17 protein-coding genes and 1 riboswitch are annotated in these 19,506 nt (G+C 45.3%); of the genes, 10 read left to right on the forward strand and 7 right to left on the reverse strand.

The features are described 5' to 3' along the window. Positions 1–2: 2 nt before the first annotated feature. From pseB to GO755_RS13225, 4 genes are all read right to left on the reverse strand, one after another. Positions 3–1,022 (reverse strand): UDP-N-acetylglucosamine 4,6-dehydratase (inverting), encoded by a 1,020-nt coding sequence (gene pseB / locus GO755_RS13210; protein ID WP_157585446.1) that lies wholly within the window; start codon positions 1,020–1,022, stop codon positions 3–5. Positions 1,023–1,067: 45 nt separating this feature from the next. Beyond that, positions 1,068–2,585, reverse strand: a complete 1,518-nt coding sequence (locus tag GO755_RS13215; protein ID WP_157585448.1) for a sulfatase-like hydrolase/transferase — start codon at positions 2,583–2,585, stop codon at positions 1,068–1,070. Between the two features lie 18 nt (positions 2,586–2,603). Next, positions 2,604–3,506: a motility associated factor glycosyltransferase family protein gene (locus GO755_RS13220; RefSeq protein ID WP_157585450.1), complete on the reverse strand. Its 903-nt coding sequence runs from the start codon at positions 3,504–3,506 to the stop codon at positions 2,604–2,606. Between the two features lie 99 nt (positions 3,507–3,605). After that, on the reverse strand, positions 3,606–4,556 hold the full coding sequence (locus GO755_RS13225; protein ID WP_157585452.1) for a GNAT family N-acetyltransferase: 951 nt from the start codon (positions 4,554–4,556) through the stop codon (positions 3,606–3,608). A gap of 37 nt (positions 4,557–4,593) precedes the next feature. Here GO755_RS13225 and GO755_RS13230 point away from each other — a divergent pair, with 37 nt between their 5' ends. After that, on the forward strand, positions 4,594–5,382 hold the full coding sequence (locus tag GO755_RS13230; RefSeq protein WP_227686944.1) for a hypothetical protein: 789 nt from the start codon (positions 4,594–4,596) through the stop codon (positions 5,380–5,382). 29 nt (positions 5,383–5,411) lie between these two features. Here GO755_RS13230 and GO755_RS13235 read toward each other — a convergent pair whose 3' ends face one another. Together GO755_RS13235 and GO755_RS13240 are read right to left on the reverse strand one after the other, a co-directional pair. Further along, a complete protein-coding gene (locus tag GO755_RS13235; RefSeq protein ID WP_157585454.1) occupies positions 5,412–6,779 on the reverse strand; it encodes a sensor histidine kinase in 1,368 nt (455 codons plus the stop codon). A 195-nt stretch (positions 6,780–6,974) separates the two neighbouring features. After that, positions 6,975–7,862, reverse strand: a complete 888-nt coding sequence (locus GO755_RS13240; RefSeq protein ID WP_317165859.1) for a Ppx/GppA phosphatase family protein — start codon at positions 7,860–7,862, stop codon at positions 6,975–6,977. Positions 7,863–8,039: 177 nt separating this feature from the next. On the opposite strand from GO755_RS13240, the gene GO755_RS13245 reads away from it, so the two are divergent. The 5 genes from GO755_RS13245 (at position 8,040) to metH (ending at position 15,695) form a co-directional block, all read left to right on the forward strand. Continuing rightward, complete coding sequence (locus GO755_RS13245; RefSeq protein ID WP_157585456.1) at positions 8,040–9,902, forward strand: carbamoyltransferase family protein; 1,863 nt, start codon at positions 8,040–8,042, stop codon at positions 9,900–9,902. Positions 9,903–9,931: 29 nt separating this feature from the next. Further along, positions 9,932–11,095, forward strand: coding sequence for an SGNH/GDSL hydrolase family protein (locus GO755_RS13250; protein WP_157585458.1), 1,164 nt, complete (start codon positions 9,932–9,934; stop codon positions 11,093–11,095). Positions 11,096–11,103: 8 nt separating this feature from the next. Further along, the gene (locus tag GO755_RS40910) at positions 11,104–11,253 is read left to right on the forward strand and encodes a DUF5989 family protein (RefSeq protein ID WP_198174828.1); all 150 of its coding nucleotides are present in this window, start codon (positions 11,104–11,106) and stop codon (positions 11,251–11,253) included. A 3-nt stretch (positions 11,254–11,256) separates the two neighbouring features. After that, the gene (locus GO755_RS13255; protein ID WP_157585460.1) at positions 11,257–11,619 is read left to right on the forward strand and encodes an SxtJ family membrane protein; all 363 of its coding nucleotides are present in this window, start codon (positions 11,257–11,259) and stop codon (positions 11,617–11,619) included. A 74-nt stretch (positions 11,620–11,693) separates the two neighbouring features. Further along, positions 11,694–11,801: riboswitch (SAM riboswitch) on the forward strand. A gap of 108 nt (positions 11,802–11,909) precedes the next feature. Continuing rightward, the gene (metH, locus tag GO755_RS13260) at positions 11,910–15,695 is read left to right on the forward strand and encodes a methionine synthase (RefSeq protein WP_317165860.1); all 3,786 of its coding nucleotides are present in this window, start codon (positions 11,910–11,912) and stop codon (positions 15,693–15,695) included. Between the two features lie 76 nt (positions 15,696–15,771). Here the strand turns inward: metH and GO755_RS13265 are convergent, their stop codons facing one another. After that, entirely contained in the window at positions 15,772–16,323 is a 552-nt protein-coding gene (locus tag GO755_RS13265; protein ID WP_157585464.1) for a fasciclin domain-containing protein, read from the reverse strand. A gap of 537 nt (positions 16,324–16,860) precedes the next feature. Between GO755_RS13265 and GO755_RS13270 the strand changes: the two genes are divergently transcribed. The 4 genes from GO755_RS13270 to GO755_RS13285 all read left to right on the forward strand — a co-directional run bounded on the left by GO755_RS13270 (position 16,861) and on the right by GO755_RS13285 (position 19,449). Then, positions 16,861–17,199 carry a hypothetical protein gene (locus GO755_RS13270; protein ID WP_157585466.1) on the forward strand — a complete coding sequence of 113 codons (339 nt, stop codon included), beginning with the start codon at positions 16,861–16,863 and terminating at the stop codon, positions 17,197–17,199. 23 nt (positions 17,200–17,222) lie between these two features. Then, positions 17,223–17,876: a hypothetical protein gene (locus GO755_RS13275; RefSeq protein ID WP_157585468.1), complete on the forward strand. Its 654-nt coding sequence runs from the start codon at positions 17,223–17,225 to the stop codon at positions 17,874–17,876. Positions 17,877–17,929: 53 nt separating this feature from the next. Then, positions 17,930–18,691: a sensor histidine kinase gene (locus GO755_RS13280; RefSeq protein ID WP_227686945.1), complete on the forward strand. Its 762-nt coding sequence runs from the start codon at positions 17,930–17,932 to the stop codon at positions 18,689–18,691. Positions 18,692–18,798: 107 nt separating this feature from the next. Then, entirely contained in the window at positions 18,799–19,449 is a 651-nt protein-coding gene (locus GO755_RS13285) for a response regulator transcription factor (protein WP_157585472.1), read from the forward strand. Positions 19,450–19,506 lie beyond the last annotated feature (57 nt).

Consider the following 19,506-nt stretch of genomic DNA (forward strand, 5'->3'; position numbering starts at 1 on the left):
AATCAGTTTATCGAAAATGCTGGATCAACGTGCTCCCGAATCTGTTCGCGTAATTGCTCCACATTCAGCCAGTCTGTATTAGTGCCGGAGTTGTATTTGAAGCCCATCTCAACTTGTTTGCCGTTGAAGGCTTCCATATAATCGTCGACACTCCAGGTGGGCGTTGATGGCGTAATGACGTAGTATTTATCTGTCTCGACCGTGTTGAGTGAGTCAGTTTCGGTAATCATTTCCTCGTGCAGTTTCTCTCCAGGACGGATACCAACCAATTTCTGTTCGCAGTTGGGACCGATGGCTGTGGCTACGTCGGTGATGCGATACGAGGGAATTTTCGGAACGAAAATCTCGCCACCCCAGGCATGTTCGAGGGCATGAAACACCATCTCAACCCCTTCTTCGAGCGAGATATTAAAACGAGTCATGTCGGGGTGGGTGATGGGCAGAACACCATCTTTCCGCTTTTCCAGAAAGAACGGCACCACCGATCCACGAGACCCAATCACGTTGCCATAACGAACAACCGAGAACCGCAGATCGCGGCTGCCTTTCATGTTATTGGCGGCAACAAATAGCTTGTCGGAGCAGAGTTTTGTGGCTCCGTATAGGTTAATCGGCGCAGCTGCTTTGTCGGTCGAAAGGGCCACTACGCGCTTGACGCCGTTGTCTAAAGCGGCATTGATAACATTTTCGGCCCCGAAGACATTGGTTTTAATGCATTCCATCGGGTTGTATTCGGCCGCCGGAACCTGTTTTAATGCAGCTGCATGCACGATAATGTCGATTCCCTCACAAGCCCGCTTGAGTCGATCTCCATCGCGTACATCGCCAATGAAAAACCGGATGGACTTATATTTTTGCTGCGGGTAGTATTGTGCCATCTCGAACTGCTTCAGTTCGTCGCGCGAGTAAATGACAACGCGTTTAACATTCGGGTGGCGTTGATACACCATCTCGACAAACTTTTTGCCGAAGGAGCCGGTGCCGCCCGTAATCAAAATGGATTTATTCGATAAATCAAGCATTGCGTATAGGTACTGAGTTGGCCGTCGGGCCGTGTAAAAAGCTGTCTAGTTAGTGCCTTCTTTTTCCCGAATGGCGTTCAATAAAGCACTAAGTTTAGTAACTATCTCGGGGTATTGTCCGACCAGATTTTTGGTCTCGCCCAGATCAGTTTTCAGATCGTACAGTTGCGGTTGCGGTGTGTAGCCTGTTTCGATCTTAACCTCTGGCATAAAGGCCTGGCCATTGCTGGGTTCAATATATTTCCAGCTGTTCTGTAACAACGAAAGTGTACCGTTGAGCGCGTGTTCAATAACGTATTCCCGGCTTTTTTTAGACTTTCCAAGAAACGTATTGATCATGTTAAAGCTATCTCTTGCTTCTGTTTTATCTAATGACTGACCCGTTAGTGCGGCAAATGACGCTAACAAATCTACCTGGCTAACCAATGCATCGGATGTGCCCGGTTTTACCTTGCCCGGCCAGCGCACGATAAAAGGAACTCGGGTTCCGGCATCGAAAGCACTGTATTTTCCTCCGCGAAGTGGGCCAGCAGGTTTATGCCCGTTTAGTTTTGTAACGGCGTCATCCTGATAACCGTCGTCAACGACTGGGCCATTATCACTACTGATAATGACGAGCGTTTTGTCCGTTAAACCCAGTCGATCCAATGTCTTCGTTACTTCACCAACGCACCAGTCCAGTTGAAGAATGGCATCTCCGCGCGGTCCCATGCCACTTTTACCCGCAAAACGGGAGTTTGGTAATCGAGGTACGTGAATATCGTGGGTAGAGAAATAAACAAAGAAAGGCCCGCTTTTACTGGCTTCGATAAACTGATTTACTTTTCCCGTCAGTACATCCGCCATTTCTTCATCTACCCATCGTGCCGACTTACCACCGCTCATGTAGCCAATTCGGCTGACACCATTTACGATGGTTTGATCATGCCCGTGCGAGTATTTCATCTTGAGCAATTCGGGGTGTTCCTTGCCCGTCGGATCATTTCCGACTGGACCTTTATAACTTACCTGGATTGGGTCTGCGGGATCTAAACCAACGATGCGGTGATTTTCGACATATACACACGGAACCCGGTCGCCGGTGGCGGGTAAAAGAAATGAATAGGAAAAGCCAATTTCCAGCGGACCGGGTTTGATGTCGCCATTCCAGTCAGGACCGCCCTTTGGGCCTAAACCCAAATGCCACTTGCCTACAACGCCCGTTTTGTAGCCTGCTTTTTGGAGAACACCAGGCAATGTAACACGATCAGTTGGGATCAGGAGAGCTGCATCGCCGGGAGCAATGCCCGTTCCTGTTTTCCGCCAGGCATATGCACCCGTTAGAAGTGAATAACGCGAAGGTGTGCAGGTTGATGATGAGGCATGTGCATTGGTAAATTGCAGTCCTTCCTTCGCAATTCGATCAATATTAGGTGTATGAATTTTCGTCGCGCCGTTGCAGCTAATATCCCCATACCCTAAATCATCCGCATAAATCAGGACAATATTGGGCTTTTGCTGGGCCACAACCACTGTGCATGATAGGCAAATACCAAGAAGAAAGAAAAAAGACGTCGTTTTCATGCTGCATTTAGCCGTTACTCACTGATTAACCGACTGGCCGATAGATTCTCGTTCGAAAGCATCGATATAACTTTTGGCGCTGGCATTCACGATCCGAACACCCCGATGGTCGGCATAATCGCGCAGGACCTCATAGCCATGAAACACTTTGTGTAAGGATAAAAACTGAGATGCCATCGAAAACGTGCGTTGCCGTTGCGCATCGGAATATACCGGCTGGTGGGTTACGTCTTTTGGTTTATCGTAGAAGTGTATTTGCTTGATTAATAGTTGGTTTTGATCGTTTAATCGAATTTGTTCATGCCAGGATGTATCGGCGCCGAAAAGATAGATCGTCTCGAACTTCCGGTTGATCATCAGTGCCAGTGCCGCAATGATAACAGTCTGCGCCCGTGGCATACCTAAACCTTTGGCATACAACCAATAGATAAGCCATCTGAACCCATGAACAACTGTGTAGTTAAAATAGACGACCTTGATGAGTGGATTTCCCTGTTCGATCTTGCTAAGTACGTAGGAACCTTTGGCAAAATACGGAACATACAAGGTCATGGCCCAGTCGACAGATTCCACGAAAACCGATAACGTCCGGCGAATGTCCTCACGGTCAGTAGTTTGTTCTGTAAACAGGAAGTAATTAGGGTCCGAGATAACGTAATTCTGCGGACGTAATCGTGGAAAAATATCGGCGTGCGCAAAGTTATTCACACAGACAATTTCGGTTTGGCGAATAAAATCGAACTGCTCACTTAGCGATTCATTCAACGAAGGACCGTTGCCTAATACAGAGCAAACAGGAAGCTGCCGGGCGGGCAAACGAGTTGCATGGCGGCCACGGATCGCTACCTTCAATAGCGATACCAGCGATGTAAACAACTCACTCAGGAATTGACTAACCGAATTAAAACCAGCTTCAATCATGCTGTCGGCTCCTGAAAAGGCAGCCTTTTTTTCTACAAAATAACGAAGAAAATAGCAGACCGGACCAATCCTGTCTTATCCTGTTAATCCTGTCAGAAATCAGAGCTGTTTCTCGAAAATCAGTTTAGGTGATTCCTTGGCACCAAGATTTCGTTTGAATCGTATTAAGCCGGGCTTCGGCTGGCGGTTATTGTCGAGTGCTACCCCCAAATCGAGAAGCCGAATTTGTTGTTGCTGGCAGTATGAAAATAACCCATCTATGAGCATAACCATCGGGCTAAACGTCTGATAATCGATATGGGATGCAGGTAGAAAATTATACAATATATCATGACGAACACGCACAGCCACCGTTAGCGCAACAAGCTTAGCCTTACTTTCTACCGCAAAAACAATGAACTGCTCCGGAAAGCTCTGTACTAACTTTATCAGTTGTTCGGGAGATAGCGTGAGCGGATACCCTTTCTGTCGACGAGTTTTCTGTAGAAATTCAGTCACTTTATAGAGGTTAGGCGTTGCCCAGTGTATAAACTGAAAATCAGCGTCACGGCATTTGCGCAATCGTCGGCGTTCAGCAGGTGCAATGCTACAATCAAATGGCTGGTTAGTAATAGGTAAAAAGAAATTTTGACTCGTTTCCTGTATGTGGAAACCATATTTAAGTAAACTAATTGTTAGTATAGTGGCCTGTTTAGGTGCATAACAGGTTGGGTAATTAACTATTCGCAATAGGGTTGCCTTAGCCGAGTAAGCGAAATCGATAAGCGAGTTCAGAAACGTATCCAAAACAAGTTCGGGTAGTGTCTCGGCAAATTCGACAGAGCCGAACGGAGCAGCAGCGGGACTAATTGCCTCGTTGGAACGAATAAAAAATGCACAACGGGCTTCGGCTAGTTGGGTTGTCTGGTTGAGGGCTGTCAATAAATAAAACTGACCACCGGCCTGTTGCCGAAGGTGGTCACGTTCATTAAATAGAAAACCATGCTGACAGAATGGTCGAATGTCGGGAGGTTGTGGATTTTGTTGACGTATAATTGTATAATTGTCCATGTTTTAATATGTGGGCTTCGTGTAAGACGCCAAGGGTATGGATAAAGTAACGGGAAACGTGGGTTGGTGTAATTGGTTTGTACGTGAGGTTGGCGTTACTTGCTTGTTGATTTTAGGCTTATTCAGTCCACTCTTATCAAACGCGCAGGCAAGAGATTGTCCTACAATTACTAACACGACGCAAACGTCAGTGACTGCTTGTACTGGCTACATCATTGATAGCTTGCAGGTTAAGACAAGCGTTTTTTGGCCGGATAAGATCGAACTAATACGTTTTAACTCTCCTCAGACTAACCCTTATGAGCGTATAGACGGCGTATCGCTAGGTGAGTTGATTTCATCAAATGGCATCGCCACCATGCGAACCATAGCTTTTCCGCCTAACACAGATGCTTCTGATAAAACGTATTATGTGTATGGAGTCGTAACACCTGCACCGACCGATGTAAACTGTAAGCCATTCGCATTAATTACAGTGACGATTAAAGCCAGCGCAATGGCTACTCTACAGGCGCAGGAAGCAAGTTGTATGGGTTCGGAATCGGCGGCTGACGGATGGATAAAGCTTATCGGCTATCAACCGACGGATCGCTATGAGGTGTCAACCAATGGACTGTTTTCGGGTCAAAATTATCCGATACCGACTGATGGGGTCGTTGTGAGCCACCTTAGTCGAACGGGTAATCCAAAGACATACGACGTAAGAATGTACAGCGCATTTGGTTGTTATACAGTGCAATCAGTAACGCTGGCGAACATAGCCTGCAATTGCCTTCCTGAAAAGTGTGTGCCGATTGTTATTCAGAAACTAAGCAGAGGGCATTGAATTGCTAAATGACTGTAGTTAGGATGCCGTTAGTTCATGAAGTCTTGTGTTGGTAAATACACACTAAATGTGGCCCCTTTTCCAAGCTGGCTCTGCGCCATAATATAACCTCGGTGATTTTCTGCAATCTTTTTGGCAATGGCTAGGCCAATGCCTGTACCAGGATATTTGTCGGGGCCATGCAACCGCTGGAATGTACCAAATATGCGTTCTGCCTGGTGAGCATCGAAGCCAATACCATTGTCAATAACCTCAATCAGACAGTACTCTGTCTGGGTAGCCAGAGGAAGAAAGACCGCTGGGAGCTCAGATTCACTCACCCGCCGACTCGCTATTCGAATGTGAGGGGCTGTGCCGGGCTTCATAAATTTGATTGCGTTGGAAAGCAGATTCTGAAATAACTGCATGAGTTGTCTGGCATCACCAGGAATTGTATCCAGTTCGCCTATCTGCACCAGCGCGCCAGTATCCTGAATGCCGATTTCCAGTTCATTCAGTACAGTGTCCAGAAGTTCGCCTAAAGGTTGGGGACGCCAGCTATCAGGACGTAGCGTAAGTCGGGAGTAATCGAGTAAATCTTTAATCAGCATCGACATACGCCTTGCTGCTATCACCATTCGTTCAACAATATCTGCTCCTTCTTCGTCTAAGTTGGGCGCGTAAGTTGTTTTTAGCCGATCGCCAAAAGCCTGAATCTTACGTAGCGGTTCCTGTAAATCGTGCGAAGCAACATAACTGAACGAAGCTAGTTCAGCATTTCGATGGACTAGCTCCTGATTCTTTTCTAACAGAGCCTGATTGATATCTTTTAATTCTGTCTCGTAGCGAATTCGTTCTAACTCAAATTCAGCTCGCTTGGCCACAATTTTTAATAACGATGAAATATATTCTGGTTCGCTAATGGCCGATTGGTGCATGACAGTCAATATACCAAATGCATGCCCTTTCGTATCGTATAATGGGTAACCAATATAGCCTTCTACATTAAACTGAACCAGGGTCTGGTTTTTGGGGAAAAGGCGCCGACACTGGCTGGGGTAAGTAGATAACTGACCCCGAATAACCTGTTCACAAGGGCCGTCGGGAAGATCGTATTGAATATTGCCAACGGTTTGTCCATAAGCCGTGAGCGCATAGGTACGAATGGCAAACGCACCGGGTGATGGTTCTACCAGCTCGCCTAGAAACACATAATCAAGCTTTGTTTGTTCGGTAATATAATTGACCAGGGAGTGGAAGAATTCATCACCAACTTTATAGGTGGCAAATCGATCTGAAAATTCCAGTAGAAAACGCTGATTGATGCTCTGTTGATCGACCTGAGATTTTAGCTGGCTGTTTTCAAGGGCCAGGGCGTCGATTTGTTTCTGTAAGTGAGTAGTTGACAGTACGTCCATGTTACGGTAGTTAATAACACTTTTTTCCTCAGAAAACCGGCTATGTTTTATGCCGTATGCACATAAGCAAAAGATTAACCAAATTTAATACGCTCGTTAAAAAACTGATTGTCACGTAATTTATTTTTTTCCAATCAAATACACTAGCAACAAAAGCTTTTGGAAATAATATGCAGTGTATAGGTAAACGTTCGGTCAAACTAACAACCTTTTCTTGCCAAGCTGTGCGTATACTAATTGAATAATTCCATCTTTCAGGCCTAAATCGGGTACGATTATTTTTTGAGCACCCGCCCATTTCATGACCGAAATATAGATATCAGCCGCTGGTACAATTACATCAGCACGGTCGGCATTCAGGCGAAGTTTGTTAATGCGGTCTTCCTGGCTGAAGCTCGCAATGTAGTCTCGAATGCGTTCAATTTCGAGACGTGTCGTTTCTAACTCTGATATTTTGGAGGCCAGATTAAATAATTTACTGATGTTGCCCCCCGTGCCAACAGCCGTGATTTCACGCGTTGCGTCTACATTTTCCTCAACCCAGTCCTCAATTTTGCGCCAGGCTCCTTTGGTTTCTTTTCCCTCCAACAAACGAACGGAGCCGATTTTAAAGGATTTAGAATTTATTTTTTTGCGGTTCTCATACACGTTTAGCTCAGTACTACCCCCACCTACATCAATGTGTAAATACTGTTGGTCATCCAGGGCCTGTACTACTACATTGTTAATAAGTTCAGCCTCTTTACTACCCTCAATAATATGGATTTTAATTCCTGTTTGGGCTTCAATTCGTTTGGCAACCTCATGTCCATTGTCGGATTCACGCATGGCCGATGTAGCGCAGGCCATGTAATCTTCTACCTCGTGTAGCTCCATTAGAAGCTTATACGCCTGCATGAGCTTCAATGTCCGGGCTTCACTTTCGGGTGTCAGGGCTCCATAATTGAACACATCGTGGCCTAATCGAAGCGGAAAACGCACATATTCGACGCGCTTAAAGCTAACCAGATCGTCATTGTGTAATACTGTCGAAATTTGCAGACGAGCTGCGTTGGAACCGATGTCAATGGCTGCCAGTTTCACGATATAAAGACGCTTTTACGTAATATAAAACGGTCAAAGATACTCTTTTTTGACGCCCTATAGTCTAATTCCTCCCGGCCTTTTGCCTGACCGTAGGCTAAGTCACCAAACTCTTAATACTGTGTTTGCGAAAAAAAACAGTTACTTTTGGCCCCTGTTTGATCAGTCTTCTAGTTCATGACTATATTAGGTATTTCTGCTTTTTATCACGATTCGGCAGCTGCATTGATTGAAGATGGTCGTATCGTTGCCGCTGCACAGGAAGAGCGGTTCACGCGTAAAAAGCACGATCCGGGCTTCCCTGCCGAAGCCATTAAGTACTGCCTTCAATATAGCGGAGCAGACCTAAATAAATTAGATGCCATCGTTTTCTATGACAAGCCATTGCTCAAATTTGAGCGGTTGCTCGAAACTTACTACGCTTTTGCGCCTAAGGGAATTCGATCATTTCTAATGTCGATTCCCGTATGGCTGAAAGAAAAACTATTTCTTAAGCGGCTTATTCGGGAGGAGTTAGAAAAGTTAGGGTACGATCCGGCCAAAAAAGTGAAGCTGCTGTTCCCAGAGCACCATCTGTCCCACGGAGCCAGCGCATTCTATCCATCTCCTTTCGAGCGGGCTGCTATCCTGACTATCGATGGTGTGGGCGAATGGGCAACGGCTTCGATCGGATTAGGCGAAGGGAAGAATATATCTATCCTGAAAGAAATGCGGTTTCCGCACTCTCTGGGGCTATTATATTCTGCATTTACGTATTTTCTGGGCTTTCGAGTTAATTCCGGCGAGTACAAATTAATGGGATTGGCCCCTTATGGCGATCCGAATTCGCCCGATGTGGCCCGGTATATTGCCATCATCAAAGAAAAACTAGTTGACCTTCGTCCCGATGGTTCCGTTTGGCTAAATCAGGAGTATTTTGATTATGCCACTGGGTTGACAATGGTAAAAGAGGCCAAATGGGGAGAGCTATTTGGTTTTCCGAAGCGTCAGCCTGAAGATGAGCTGAAAGATTATCATTGCAATCTGGGACTTGCCATTCAGTACCTAACTGAAGAAGTTGTGCTGAATATGGCTCGCGAAGCTAAACGCCTGACCAATGCCGATGCACTGGTAATGGCGGGTGGTGTAGCACTCAATTGTGTTTCGAACGGAAAACTACAAGCCGCTGGCCTGTTTAAGGATATTTTTATTCAGCCAGCCGCTGGCGATGCTGGTGGCGCCTTAGGAGCTGCCCTGGCGGCCTACCATATTTATTATGGGAAGGAGCGTGAAGTAACCAAAGAACGCGATGCTATGCGAGGCTCTTATCTGGGACCAACCTTTTCGGACTTGGACGTTGAGCTCATGGCCGTTAAATACAAAGGGGTTGCAACGCATTTTACCGATTTTGGCGAATTAAGCACCGAAACCGCGCGCTTGCTTGCCGAAGGTAATGTAGTTGGCTGGGTGCAGGGACGGATGGAATTTGGACCAAGAGCCCTGGGCGGACGAAGCATTCTGGGTGATCCCCGCAATGCCGAGATGCAGAAAAAGCTGAACCTTAAAATCAAATATCGAGAATCGTTCCGGCCGTTTGCTCCTTCAGTGTTGGCCGAAGATTGTGCGGAATACTTTGATTACGACGGTATTTCACCTTACATGCTGCTGGTGCACCCAGTCGCCGAAAGTCGCCGGACGCCCGTTCCTGCTGACTATGCTAGTTTCCCACTGCGCGAAAAGCTGTATTATCAGCGTTCAGATTTGCCCTCGATTACACATATCGACTACTCGGCCCGTATTCAAACGGTTCACCAAGACACCAATCCGCGTTATTATGGGTTGATTGATGCCTTCAAGAAACTTACGGGTTATGGTGTCATCGTGAATACCAGTTTCAACGTGCGGGGCGAGCCAATCGTTTTGACGCCCGACGATGCATACCGCTGCTTTATGCGTACCGAAATGGACTATTTAGTCGTCGGTAACTATCTGTTCGATAAGCGCAAACAGCCCGAATGGCAGGAGAAGGATAACTGGAAAGAAGAATTCGTTTTAGACTAACTAAACTACTTGCCGAACAATTTGTCCTGATGGGATCAAAACTTGTATCCAGTGCTGTCCGCTTGCTTTTGCTGGGATTTTTAGCCTTTCTTTTGTACTATGGTGATCGACTGCATGTTACCTTCGATTATCCGCACAAAGGTTTTTTTGATAATGTTTACGTTCGACTAGCTAAGGGATGCATCCTGGTGCTAATTGTGATTGAACTGCTGCGGTGCTACTATTATGGTATTGTCAAAAATCCCAAATCGCCTAAGCTCCTTGGTAATTTAAGTACGTTGATCGTTCTGAGTGTTGGACTATTGGTTACGATCGAGATTGGCTTTATGTGCATCTCACAAAGTCAGGAAGGTGGGCTTACACTGGCGTCGCACATCTGGTTCGAACGGTACTGGCCACCGATGGTGGGTGATTATCGAGACACGCCGAAAGTAGATACAGTGGGGAAAAAGAATGTTTTCGTCCTGGGCGATTCGTTTACATCGGGGCATGGTCTCAAATCTGCTGACGAACGATATGGTAATATCCTTGGCGAGAAATTAGGCACAAAAGAGTATGTGACCTATAACCTTGGTATATCTGGCTCAGATACGCGTGATGAATATGCCCGATTAGTAAAGTTTGGGAAAAAGCCTGATGTGCTAATTTTACAATATTTTCCGAACGACATCGAAAAAGTAGCCCGTGATCATGGTCTAGTGCCATCTGGATTTGAGCCATATTCTGATATGCCACGAGCTATCCAATCGCTATTTATTAAATCGTATCTGCTCAACTATTTATACTGGCAGTTTCCTCACGGTAATTTTGCCCCTTTCGACACGTATGCTCGCACAGCTTATGGTACTCCGGCCATTATTAACGACCACCTGAGTGACCTTAACAAATTCATAACCTATGCACAGGAGCATAATTCTCGATTCTACGTTGTTATGTTTCCGTTCTCCCATAATATTGAGAAAACGGCTGTATACGTTAAACCTGTAGTCGATTTTTTTCAACGTAGTAACGTACCTATTCTGGATGTTGGTAAACTCATGGGCGATATCCCCCCAAACGATCGGGTAGTGGGACGCAATGATGGCCATGCCAGTGCACTAGTGAACCAACGTGTGGGTGATGCCCTATTCCGACTAATGCAGGCAAATCCGGGTATTATTCAGGCGCCATCTGTTAACAAACAACTAAACTAAAAGTAGGCATGGAATTTTTGCAGGACATTTTCAAATTTCTGACACAGCGTAAAAAATGGTGGCTGGCTCCAATGATTATTCTGCTGTTGCTCATTGGTATTCTCATTGTTATTGGCGGTGGCTCTGCCGTTGCTCCATTTATCTATACGTTGTTTTAAAGCATGGATGTTACTGAAAAAGTAAAAGCCCAGTTGGTTATTGTAACTGGGCTAGTCGTATTATATTTTGTATTCAAGTCGCCCTGGTTTCTATATGGAGCCGTTGCGGTTGGTGTATTGAGTCTGGCTGTTCCGGTTGTAGGTGACCTGATCGTGAAGGCATGGTTTAAAATAGCTGAAGTACTGGGAAACATAAATGGCAAAATCATTTTGTCGGTCCTGTTTTTTGTATTTCTATGGCCTATCGCCATGCTATATCGGCTGACATCCAAAAACCCATTGTCTATTAAACGAACTGACGAAAAGTCGTTTTATAACGAGCGGAATCACCTGTACACAAAAGAAGATTTAGAGCAGACTTGGTAGAATCTACCCTATCAAAAAAGTAATCTAGGGTACGCCGATATACGGCGTACCCTATTTTTTTCTATTTTTGTTGTAACTTATCCAGAAAGACGGAGGGAACGGACCCGATGATGTCTTGGCAACCAACCCACTCCAGGAAATGGTGCCAAATTCCTCCCGCTTCATCGCGGGATAGATAAGACTAGCCTCTACTACCTGTCTTTCTGTCTGTAAGTGTTTTAGCTTTTTGGATTTTTTTAAGTGTGCTGTTTGTTAGCTGTCCTAACAACCATGCCTTCTATAACTTGCTTGTGAAAACAATATCCGAACTTCTGCATGAGCGTATCCTGGTCCTTGATGGCGCGATGGGTACCATGATCCAACGGTATAACCTCACTGACGCTGATTATCGGGGTGAACGATTTAAAGATTGGCCACATGATCTAAAAGGTAACAACGATTTGCTATCGTTGACGAAGCCCGAAATAATCCAGGCAATTCATGAACAATACCTGGAAGCAGGAGCGGATATTATTGAAACGAATACCTTCAGTAGTACGACCATTGCTATGGCCGATTATCGCATGGAGGAACTGGCGTATGAACTCAATTATGAATCAGCCAGAATTGCGAAAGAGGTTGCCGTTGCCGTTACGCGGCAAAATCCAGATAAACCACGCTTTGTCGCCGGCGCGATGGGGCCGACTAACCGCACGGCTTCGCTTTCTCCTGATGTAAACAATCCGGCTTATAGAGCAGTCACATTCGATGAGTTGGTCAATGCTTATTATGAACAGGTAAGCGGGCTGGTGGATGGTGGCTCAGATTTGCTTCTGGTTGAAACGATATTTGATACGCTCAATGCGAAGGCAGCTATGTTTGCCATCGACAAGTATTTTAATTTGAATCCGCAGAAGACGGTTCTGCCCATTATGATTTCCGGCACCATTACGGATGCTAGTGGCCGGACACTTTCGGGGCAAACAACCGAAGCATTTTTGTACTCAGTTTCGCATTTACCATTGCTGAGTGTGGGGTTGAACTGTGCGCTTGGTGCCGAATTGATGCGTCCGTATATTCAAACGTTAGCGAAAGAAGCGCCCTTCTTTACATCGGCCTATCCGAACGCAGGCTTGCCAAACGAATTTGGCGAGTACGATGAAACGCCAGCTATGATGGCGGTGCAAATTGAAGATTTTATTAAAAGTAACTTCGTCAATATTGTGGGCGGTTGTTGTGGCTCCACACCCGATCATATTCGGGCTATTGCAGATGTAGCCGCTAAATACCCGCCCCGGCAACTGCCCGAAGCTGAGCCTTATCAGAAGCTGAGCGGCTTGGAACCTCTGAAAATAACGGAGCAAACTAACTTCCTGAATGTTGGTGAACGGACGAATGTAACCGGTTCGAAGAAATTTGCCCGGCTTATTAAAGAAGGTAATTTCGACGAAGCCCTAAGTATTGCCCGCGGACAAGTTGAAGGTGGAGCGCAGGTGATTGACATCAACATGGACGAAGGTATGCTGGATTCAGTCGAAGCGATGAAAACCTTCCTGAATCTGATTGCTGCCGAGCCTGATATTGCTCGTGTACCTATCATGGTTGATTCCTCAAAATGGGAAGTGATTGAAGAAGGTCTAAAATGCGTTCAGGGAAAGGCTATTGTAAACTCTATTTCTCTAAAAGAAGGGGAAGAAGCGTTCATTGAACGGGCCAAATTAGTGAAGCGTTACGGTGCAGCTGCCGTTGTGATGGCGTTTGACGAAACTGGCCAGGCTGATTCTTACGAACGGCGTATTCAGATTTGCGAACGAGCTTATCGGATTCTGGTCGATAAAGTCAATTTTGCCCCACAGGACATCATTTTCGACCCGAATATTCTGACCGTTGCCACGGGTATTGAAGAGCATAATAATTACGCCGTTGACTTTATCAACGCTACTCGCTGGATCAAGGAGAATCTACCATTGGCCAAAGTGAGTGGGGGGGTGTCGAATATTTCGTTTAGCTTCCGGGGTAATGATGTCGTTCGTGAAGCCATGCACTCTGCATTTCTATACCACGCAATCCGGGCTGGCATGGATATGGGTATCGTGAACGCGGGTCAACTCGAAGTATATGACAGCATTCCCAAAGATTTGCTGGAACGTTGCGAAGATGTCCTGCTGAATCGCCGTGACGATGCCACCGAACGCTTGGTAGATTTTGCTGAAACAGTAAAAGCGAAGGGGAAAGCCATTGTTCAGGATGAAAGCTGGCGACTCGAGCCTGTTCGCGAACGGCTCAAGCACGCACTCATAAAAGGTATTACCGACTATATTGATCAGGATGTAGAAGAGATTCGTTTGCAGGTTGAGCGGCCATTGCACGTCATTGAAGGTCCTTTGATGGACGGAATGAACGTAGTCGGTGATTTGTTTGGCGCGGGTAAAATGTTCTTGCCACAGGTCGTAAAATCGGCGCGGGTAATGAAAAAAGCAGTGGCTTATTTGACACCATTTATCGAAGCAGAGAAGTCGGGCGGAGGGTCGTCATCAGCCGGGAAAATCCTGTTGGCTACCGTTAAAGGTGACGTTCACGACATCGGTAAAAACATCGTTGGCGTAGTGCTAGGGTGCAATAACTACGAAATTATTGATCTTGGCGTAATGGTGCCGACGCAGAAAATTCTGGATGCTGCCCGTGAGCATAACGTGGATATTATTGGATTGAGCGGTCTTATCACACCCTCGCTTGACGAAATGGTGGGCGTAGCAAAAGAAATGCAGCGTCAAGGCTTTACGATGCCTTTGCTGATTGGAGGAGCCACAACTTCTCGTATGCATACGGCTGTTAAGATTGATCCACACTACGCCGGACCAGTTGTGCATGTGCTGGATGCCAGCCGGAGCGTTCCGGTTGCTGGGCGATTGGTAAGCGAAACGGATGGTACTCGAGACAAAATCTTTACGGAGATTAAGGCTGAATATGTTAAACTCCGTGAAGATCATACCAAGCGACAAAAAGATAAGGCAAGTCTGACGATTGCAAAGGCTCGTGAGAATCGGACAAAAATTGACTGGAATACATTCGAGCCAACGAAACCGACGTTCTTGGGCAATCGCTATTTTGAGGATTACGATATTGCCGAATTAGCTAAATACATCGACTGGACGCCATTTTTTCAGACCTGGCAATTGCACGGTAAATACCCGGCTATTTTTGACGACGCAGTTGTTGGTCAGGAAGCCCGGAAGTTATTTAACGATGCCAATCAGCTTCTGCAGGAAATTATTGATAACAAGTTGCTGAAAGCAAAGGCCGTTGTTGGATTTTATCCCGCCAACTCTGCCGACGATGATGTGCTGCTGCATGACTTTGAGGAGCACGTTCGGGATATTCCCTGCGAACGACACGGTTCCCATCAACACATAGAATATAAAATTAGCAAGGCCCAATCGCAAACAGCGGTTAGTCCAGCTGGTGAGTTGATTTACGATACCAAAACGGTGCTACATTTCCTGCGTCAGCAGAACCAGAAAGCGCCAGGGCTACCAAATTTCTGTCTATCGGACTTTATTGCTCCCTTGGAAAGTGGTCGGGAAGATTACATTGGCGGCTTTGCGGTAACAGCGGGTATTGGTATCGAAACGTTGCTCGATAAATACGAACGCGACCATGATGACTACAACAGCATTATGGTTAAGGCCCTCGCCGACCGGCTGGCCGAAGCCTTTGCTGAGCGTATGCACGAGCGGGTTCGGAAAGAATTCTGGCCATATGCCGTGGACGAAAACCTGCCAAATGATGCACTTATTAAAGAAGAATATCAGGGTATTCGTCCGGCACCGGGTTATCCGGCCTGTCCCGACCATACCGAAAAAGGCACCTTGTTTAATCTGCTGGATGCCAATAAGATTGATATCGAATTAACGGAAAGCTACGCTATGTATCCGGCCTCGTCGGTAAGTGGATTTTACTTCTCGCACCCCGAATCGAAATACTTCGCGCTGGGTAAAATCAATAAAGACCAGATTCTGGACTATGCACAACGGAAGGACATGCCAGTTGAGGAGATTGAAAAGTGGCTGAGCCCGGTGTTGAGTTATGATGCGTAGGTTTTGATTGAACTAACTTGAACAAAAAATCTCCAGAGAGTCCCTCTGGAGATTTTTTGTTTTTGGAGCTAATTTATTACGGCATCAGCACCGTATCAATCACGTGAATCACGCCGTTGGACTGGTTCACGTCGGCAATTGTTACGGTAGATGTACCACCTTTGGCATCCATCAATTCTATTTTCTTGCCTTTCATCATAGCTGTTAGCGTACCACCCGATGCGGTTTTCAGCGTGGCTTTACCACCGCCATCCATGATCGCTTTCATCAGATCAGCAGAACTCATTTTGCCGGGTACCACGTGGTAGGTCAAGATCTTGGTCAGTGTTTCTTTGTTCTCGGGTTTTACCAGCGACTCAACTGTGCCTTTAGGCAGTTTGTCGAATGCTTTGTTCGTAGGAGCAAAAACCGTAAATGGACCTGGGCCAGAAAGCGTTTCGACAAGACCTGCCGCTTTAACGGCAGCTACCAGGGTGGTATGATCTTTCGAGTTTACAGCATTCTCAATGATATTTTTTGACGGATACATGGGGGCACCGCCAACAGTTACCGTTTTTTCCTGAGCAAATGAAACTTGACTGACAGCCAGTAAACTAAGTATGGCAAATGTGAATTTGAGCGTCTTCATTGTCGTTGTTCTTTTAAATAAGTTGAACTATGTACTGAATGCGTTACTGTGTGTCGATCAACGGGAAGACTTACGGGAGAATTGTAGACTTTGGATTTAAAAGAACTGTATATATATTATAAGTAACTGATTGTTAATTAATTGTAATCGATGGCTTTGGGCAAGAGTAATTGAGATAGGCCTAAACGCAGACCGCCAGGCATATGCCTGGCGGAACTGAATTTTCAGGGAAGTGAAGACGCGAACGTAGTATGGATAAGAATGAAAGCCTCACAAAGGTGATTAATAAACTATTGAATGGCTAGGGGAGATTCCCCAATTCACATACGGGAAAAATACGGTATCAGATACGGGAATTCTCCCGTATTTTATAAATGATAAACTCTTTATTGTTTATTGTTATTTAGTTAATTTGTTGATTGTCAATATATTATGCTGTTGTTATTTGCTTGATTACGTATATACTAGCTCGTGTAGTATTGCTTATAAGTAAGTAAGCTCTTACGTTTGAGTAAACCTTATAACCACTAATTAATCATGGCCGATATCGAAAATGACGATCCATATCCTACAGACCCCATCAAACTTAGAGAAGCTTGCGAACGTTACGAAAAAATGTTAGCTTCGGCTGGCTTAACTAATTTTTTTCAGACGGGTTTCTTTGACGTTACTGGACTTGAAAAAATCCTAAGTGAGAACCAGTCCAAACACGTCAAAGTATATTATGGTATTGACGAGAAGGGTAGACATTTTTTGTTTCTTGCTCCAACACAGGAAGATGGTCGTGCCCGGGATGATGTCAATACGACAGAAGCATTATGTTGTTGCCAAGTACCTCCATGTCCGCTTGATCAAGGTGATCGCTATGCAAATTAGCGCGTTAATTCTATGATTTAATTATGTGGGATACGTTCCTGTATATTACATTGATGGGTGTAAGTACCTATTTGTATAGTATAAACTACCGGGTACTTACGCCCTCACTTCGCCTATTAGCTATAAATATAACTGTCCTATTGGCTGGAACTTTGTACGCCATTTATGTTTGGCGTATAGAGAATAAACCCAACATATATATATACCATATTCTTCCTATAATACAATATACACTGTATGGCTTATTGTTTAGCCAACTGATTGAGCAGGCTCTAATTAAACGAATAATCTGGCTGTCAATCGGCTTGTTTGGGTGTATTTCTATAATTTTATCGTCGACTGTTCAACCCTGGCACCAATATAATTCATATGGTATTACGTTGTTTAACATCCTTATTGGCCTTTTAGCTGGCTACTACCTCTGGCGAACCTTTATTGATATCAAGGTTGTGGCGTTAGAAAAAGAGGCTATGTTCTGGGTGGCTACAGGATTATTTTTCACATCCTTAGGCGATTTCTTTGTGCAGGGCTTAATGGACTACTTAATTACAAATGAACGGCAGCATGCGTTAACCGTTTATTGGATTCATGAGCTAATGCAATTTCTATTGCTCGCTACCTTTTTGTTGGCATTATACGTCTATTTGCGATATTCGCCAATCAGTAGTAGGCGGTGAGCACTATGTCGACATACCCATCTGAGGTTATCTTAATTATTTCAATTGGTACCTTGCTTTTACTTTCGTTAGGAGGTTTTATTACCTTACTACTCTTCCTTTATAAGCAACGCTACAAAACACATCAGCAAGAATTAATTGCGATTGAGGAAATCAACCAGCGTAAACTCCTTCAGTCTCAACTCGACACCCAGAATCAGACGCTTAAGCAGATCGCTCATGAGCTGCATGATAATATAGGGCAATTGCTTAGTGTGGTGGTTATGCGCCTAAATACCATTGAAGACGAAACCGCCGAATCTGTTACCGAGCAGTCTGTTCAGCAAACTCGCAACTTAGTACGAACGGTCATTGCGGATGTCAGGATGATGTCGAAAACTCTTGATTATGACACCGTTGGTCGATTTGGACTGCTCCCTAGTTTAACGCTAGAACTGGAGCGGATTGAGCAGGCCGGTCGTATACATACTCAGCTAAACACAATCGGTGAGCCCTATTCATTAGAAAAACAGACAGAAATGGTGCTATTGCGTATGACGCAGGAAGCGCTTAATAATGCTATAAAACATGCTCAGGCCAAGACACTGACGGTAATGACCGATTATAGTGCCGACCCCTTTATACTCACCATTGTCGACGATGGTCGGGGTTTTAATGTCTCGGAAGCTACAAGCCGAACGATTGATCAGTCTGGGTCGGGTCTGAATAACCTCCAGCACCGGGCCGGCTTACTGGGAGGTACGTGTATTATACGTAGCCAGCCCGGCGCTGGCTCCCGTATTGAGATTCGTATGCCGCGTAACCAATCTATTTAATAAGTATCCGTACTAGCAAATACATTAAAATAATTAAATGTAACTGTTGCATTCATTGGTTTAGGGCTCTACTTTTCAGGCCACATTGTTATGTCCTCTTTTAACCTATGTCCGTGTCCATTACTATTGTCGACGATCATCGCCTGGTAGCCGAAGGGCTATCAAACCTGATTCAGAAGTTTGATGGCTATGAAGTCCTGTTTGTCGCTGAAAATGGCCGCGATTTGCTTGATCAATTAGACCGAAATGCCCAAATTCCAGACATTGTCCTGCTTGACTTAAGCATGCCTATTATGGATGGCTTCGAGACAGCGCTGCAACTTCGAGAACTTTATCCGACTGTGCGCGTGCTGGCTTTATCGATGACCGACCGCGAAGACCATATTGTACGTATGGTGCGAAATGGAGCACGTGGTTATTTGCTCAAAGATTGCCGCCCATCCGAATTCCGCCAGGCCCTAACCGATGTAATGACGAAAGGGTATTACTACTCTGATTTTCTAACGACAAAGCTTATCCATAGTCTGAATACGCCTAATGGACAAAGTGCTGTTACAAATTTCAATTTGAATGATCGCGAGCACGAATTTTTGAGAATAGCCTGCAGTGAACTAACCTATGCGGAGATAGCCGATCAAATGTGCGTAGCCGCCCGAACAGTAGATGGCTATCGTGAAGTAGTTTTCCAAAAGATGAACGTTCGCACTCGTGTAGGAATGGTTATTGAGGCTGTACGGCATGGCCTGGTCAAATTTTAATTGACTTCTGGGCGAGCCCTAGTTTTGATCTGAGGTTTATTGGGGGATTTTTATCCG

The sequence above is a fragment of the Spirosoma arboris genome (genome assembly GCF_009754945.1).
In the GTDB taxonomy this organism is placed as follows: Bacteria; Bacteroidota; Bacteroidia; order Cytophagales; family Spirosomataceae; genus Spirosoma; species Spirosoma arboris.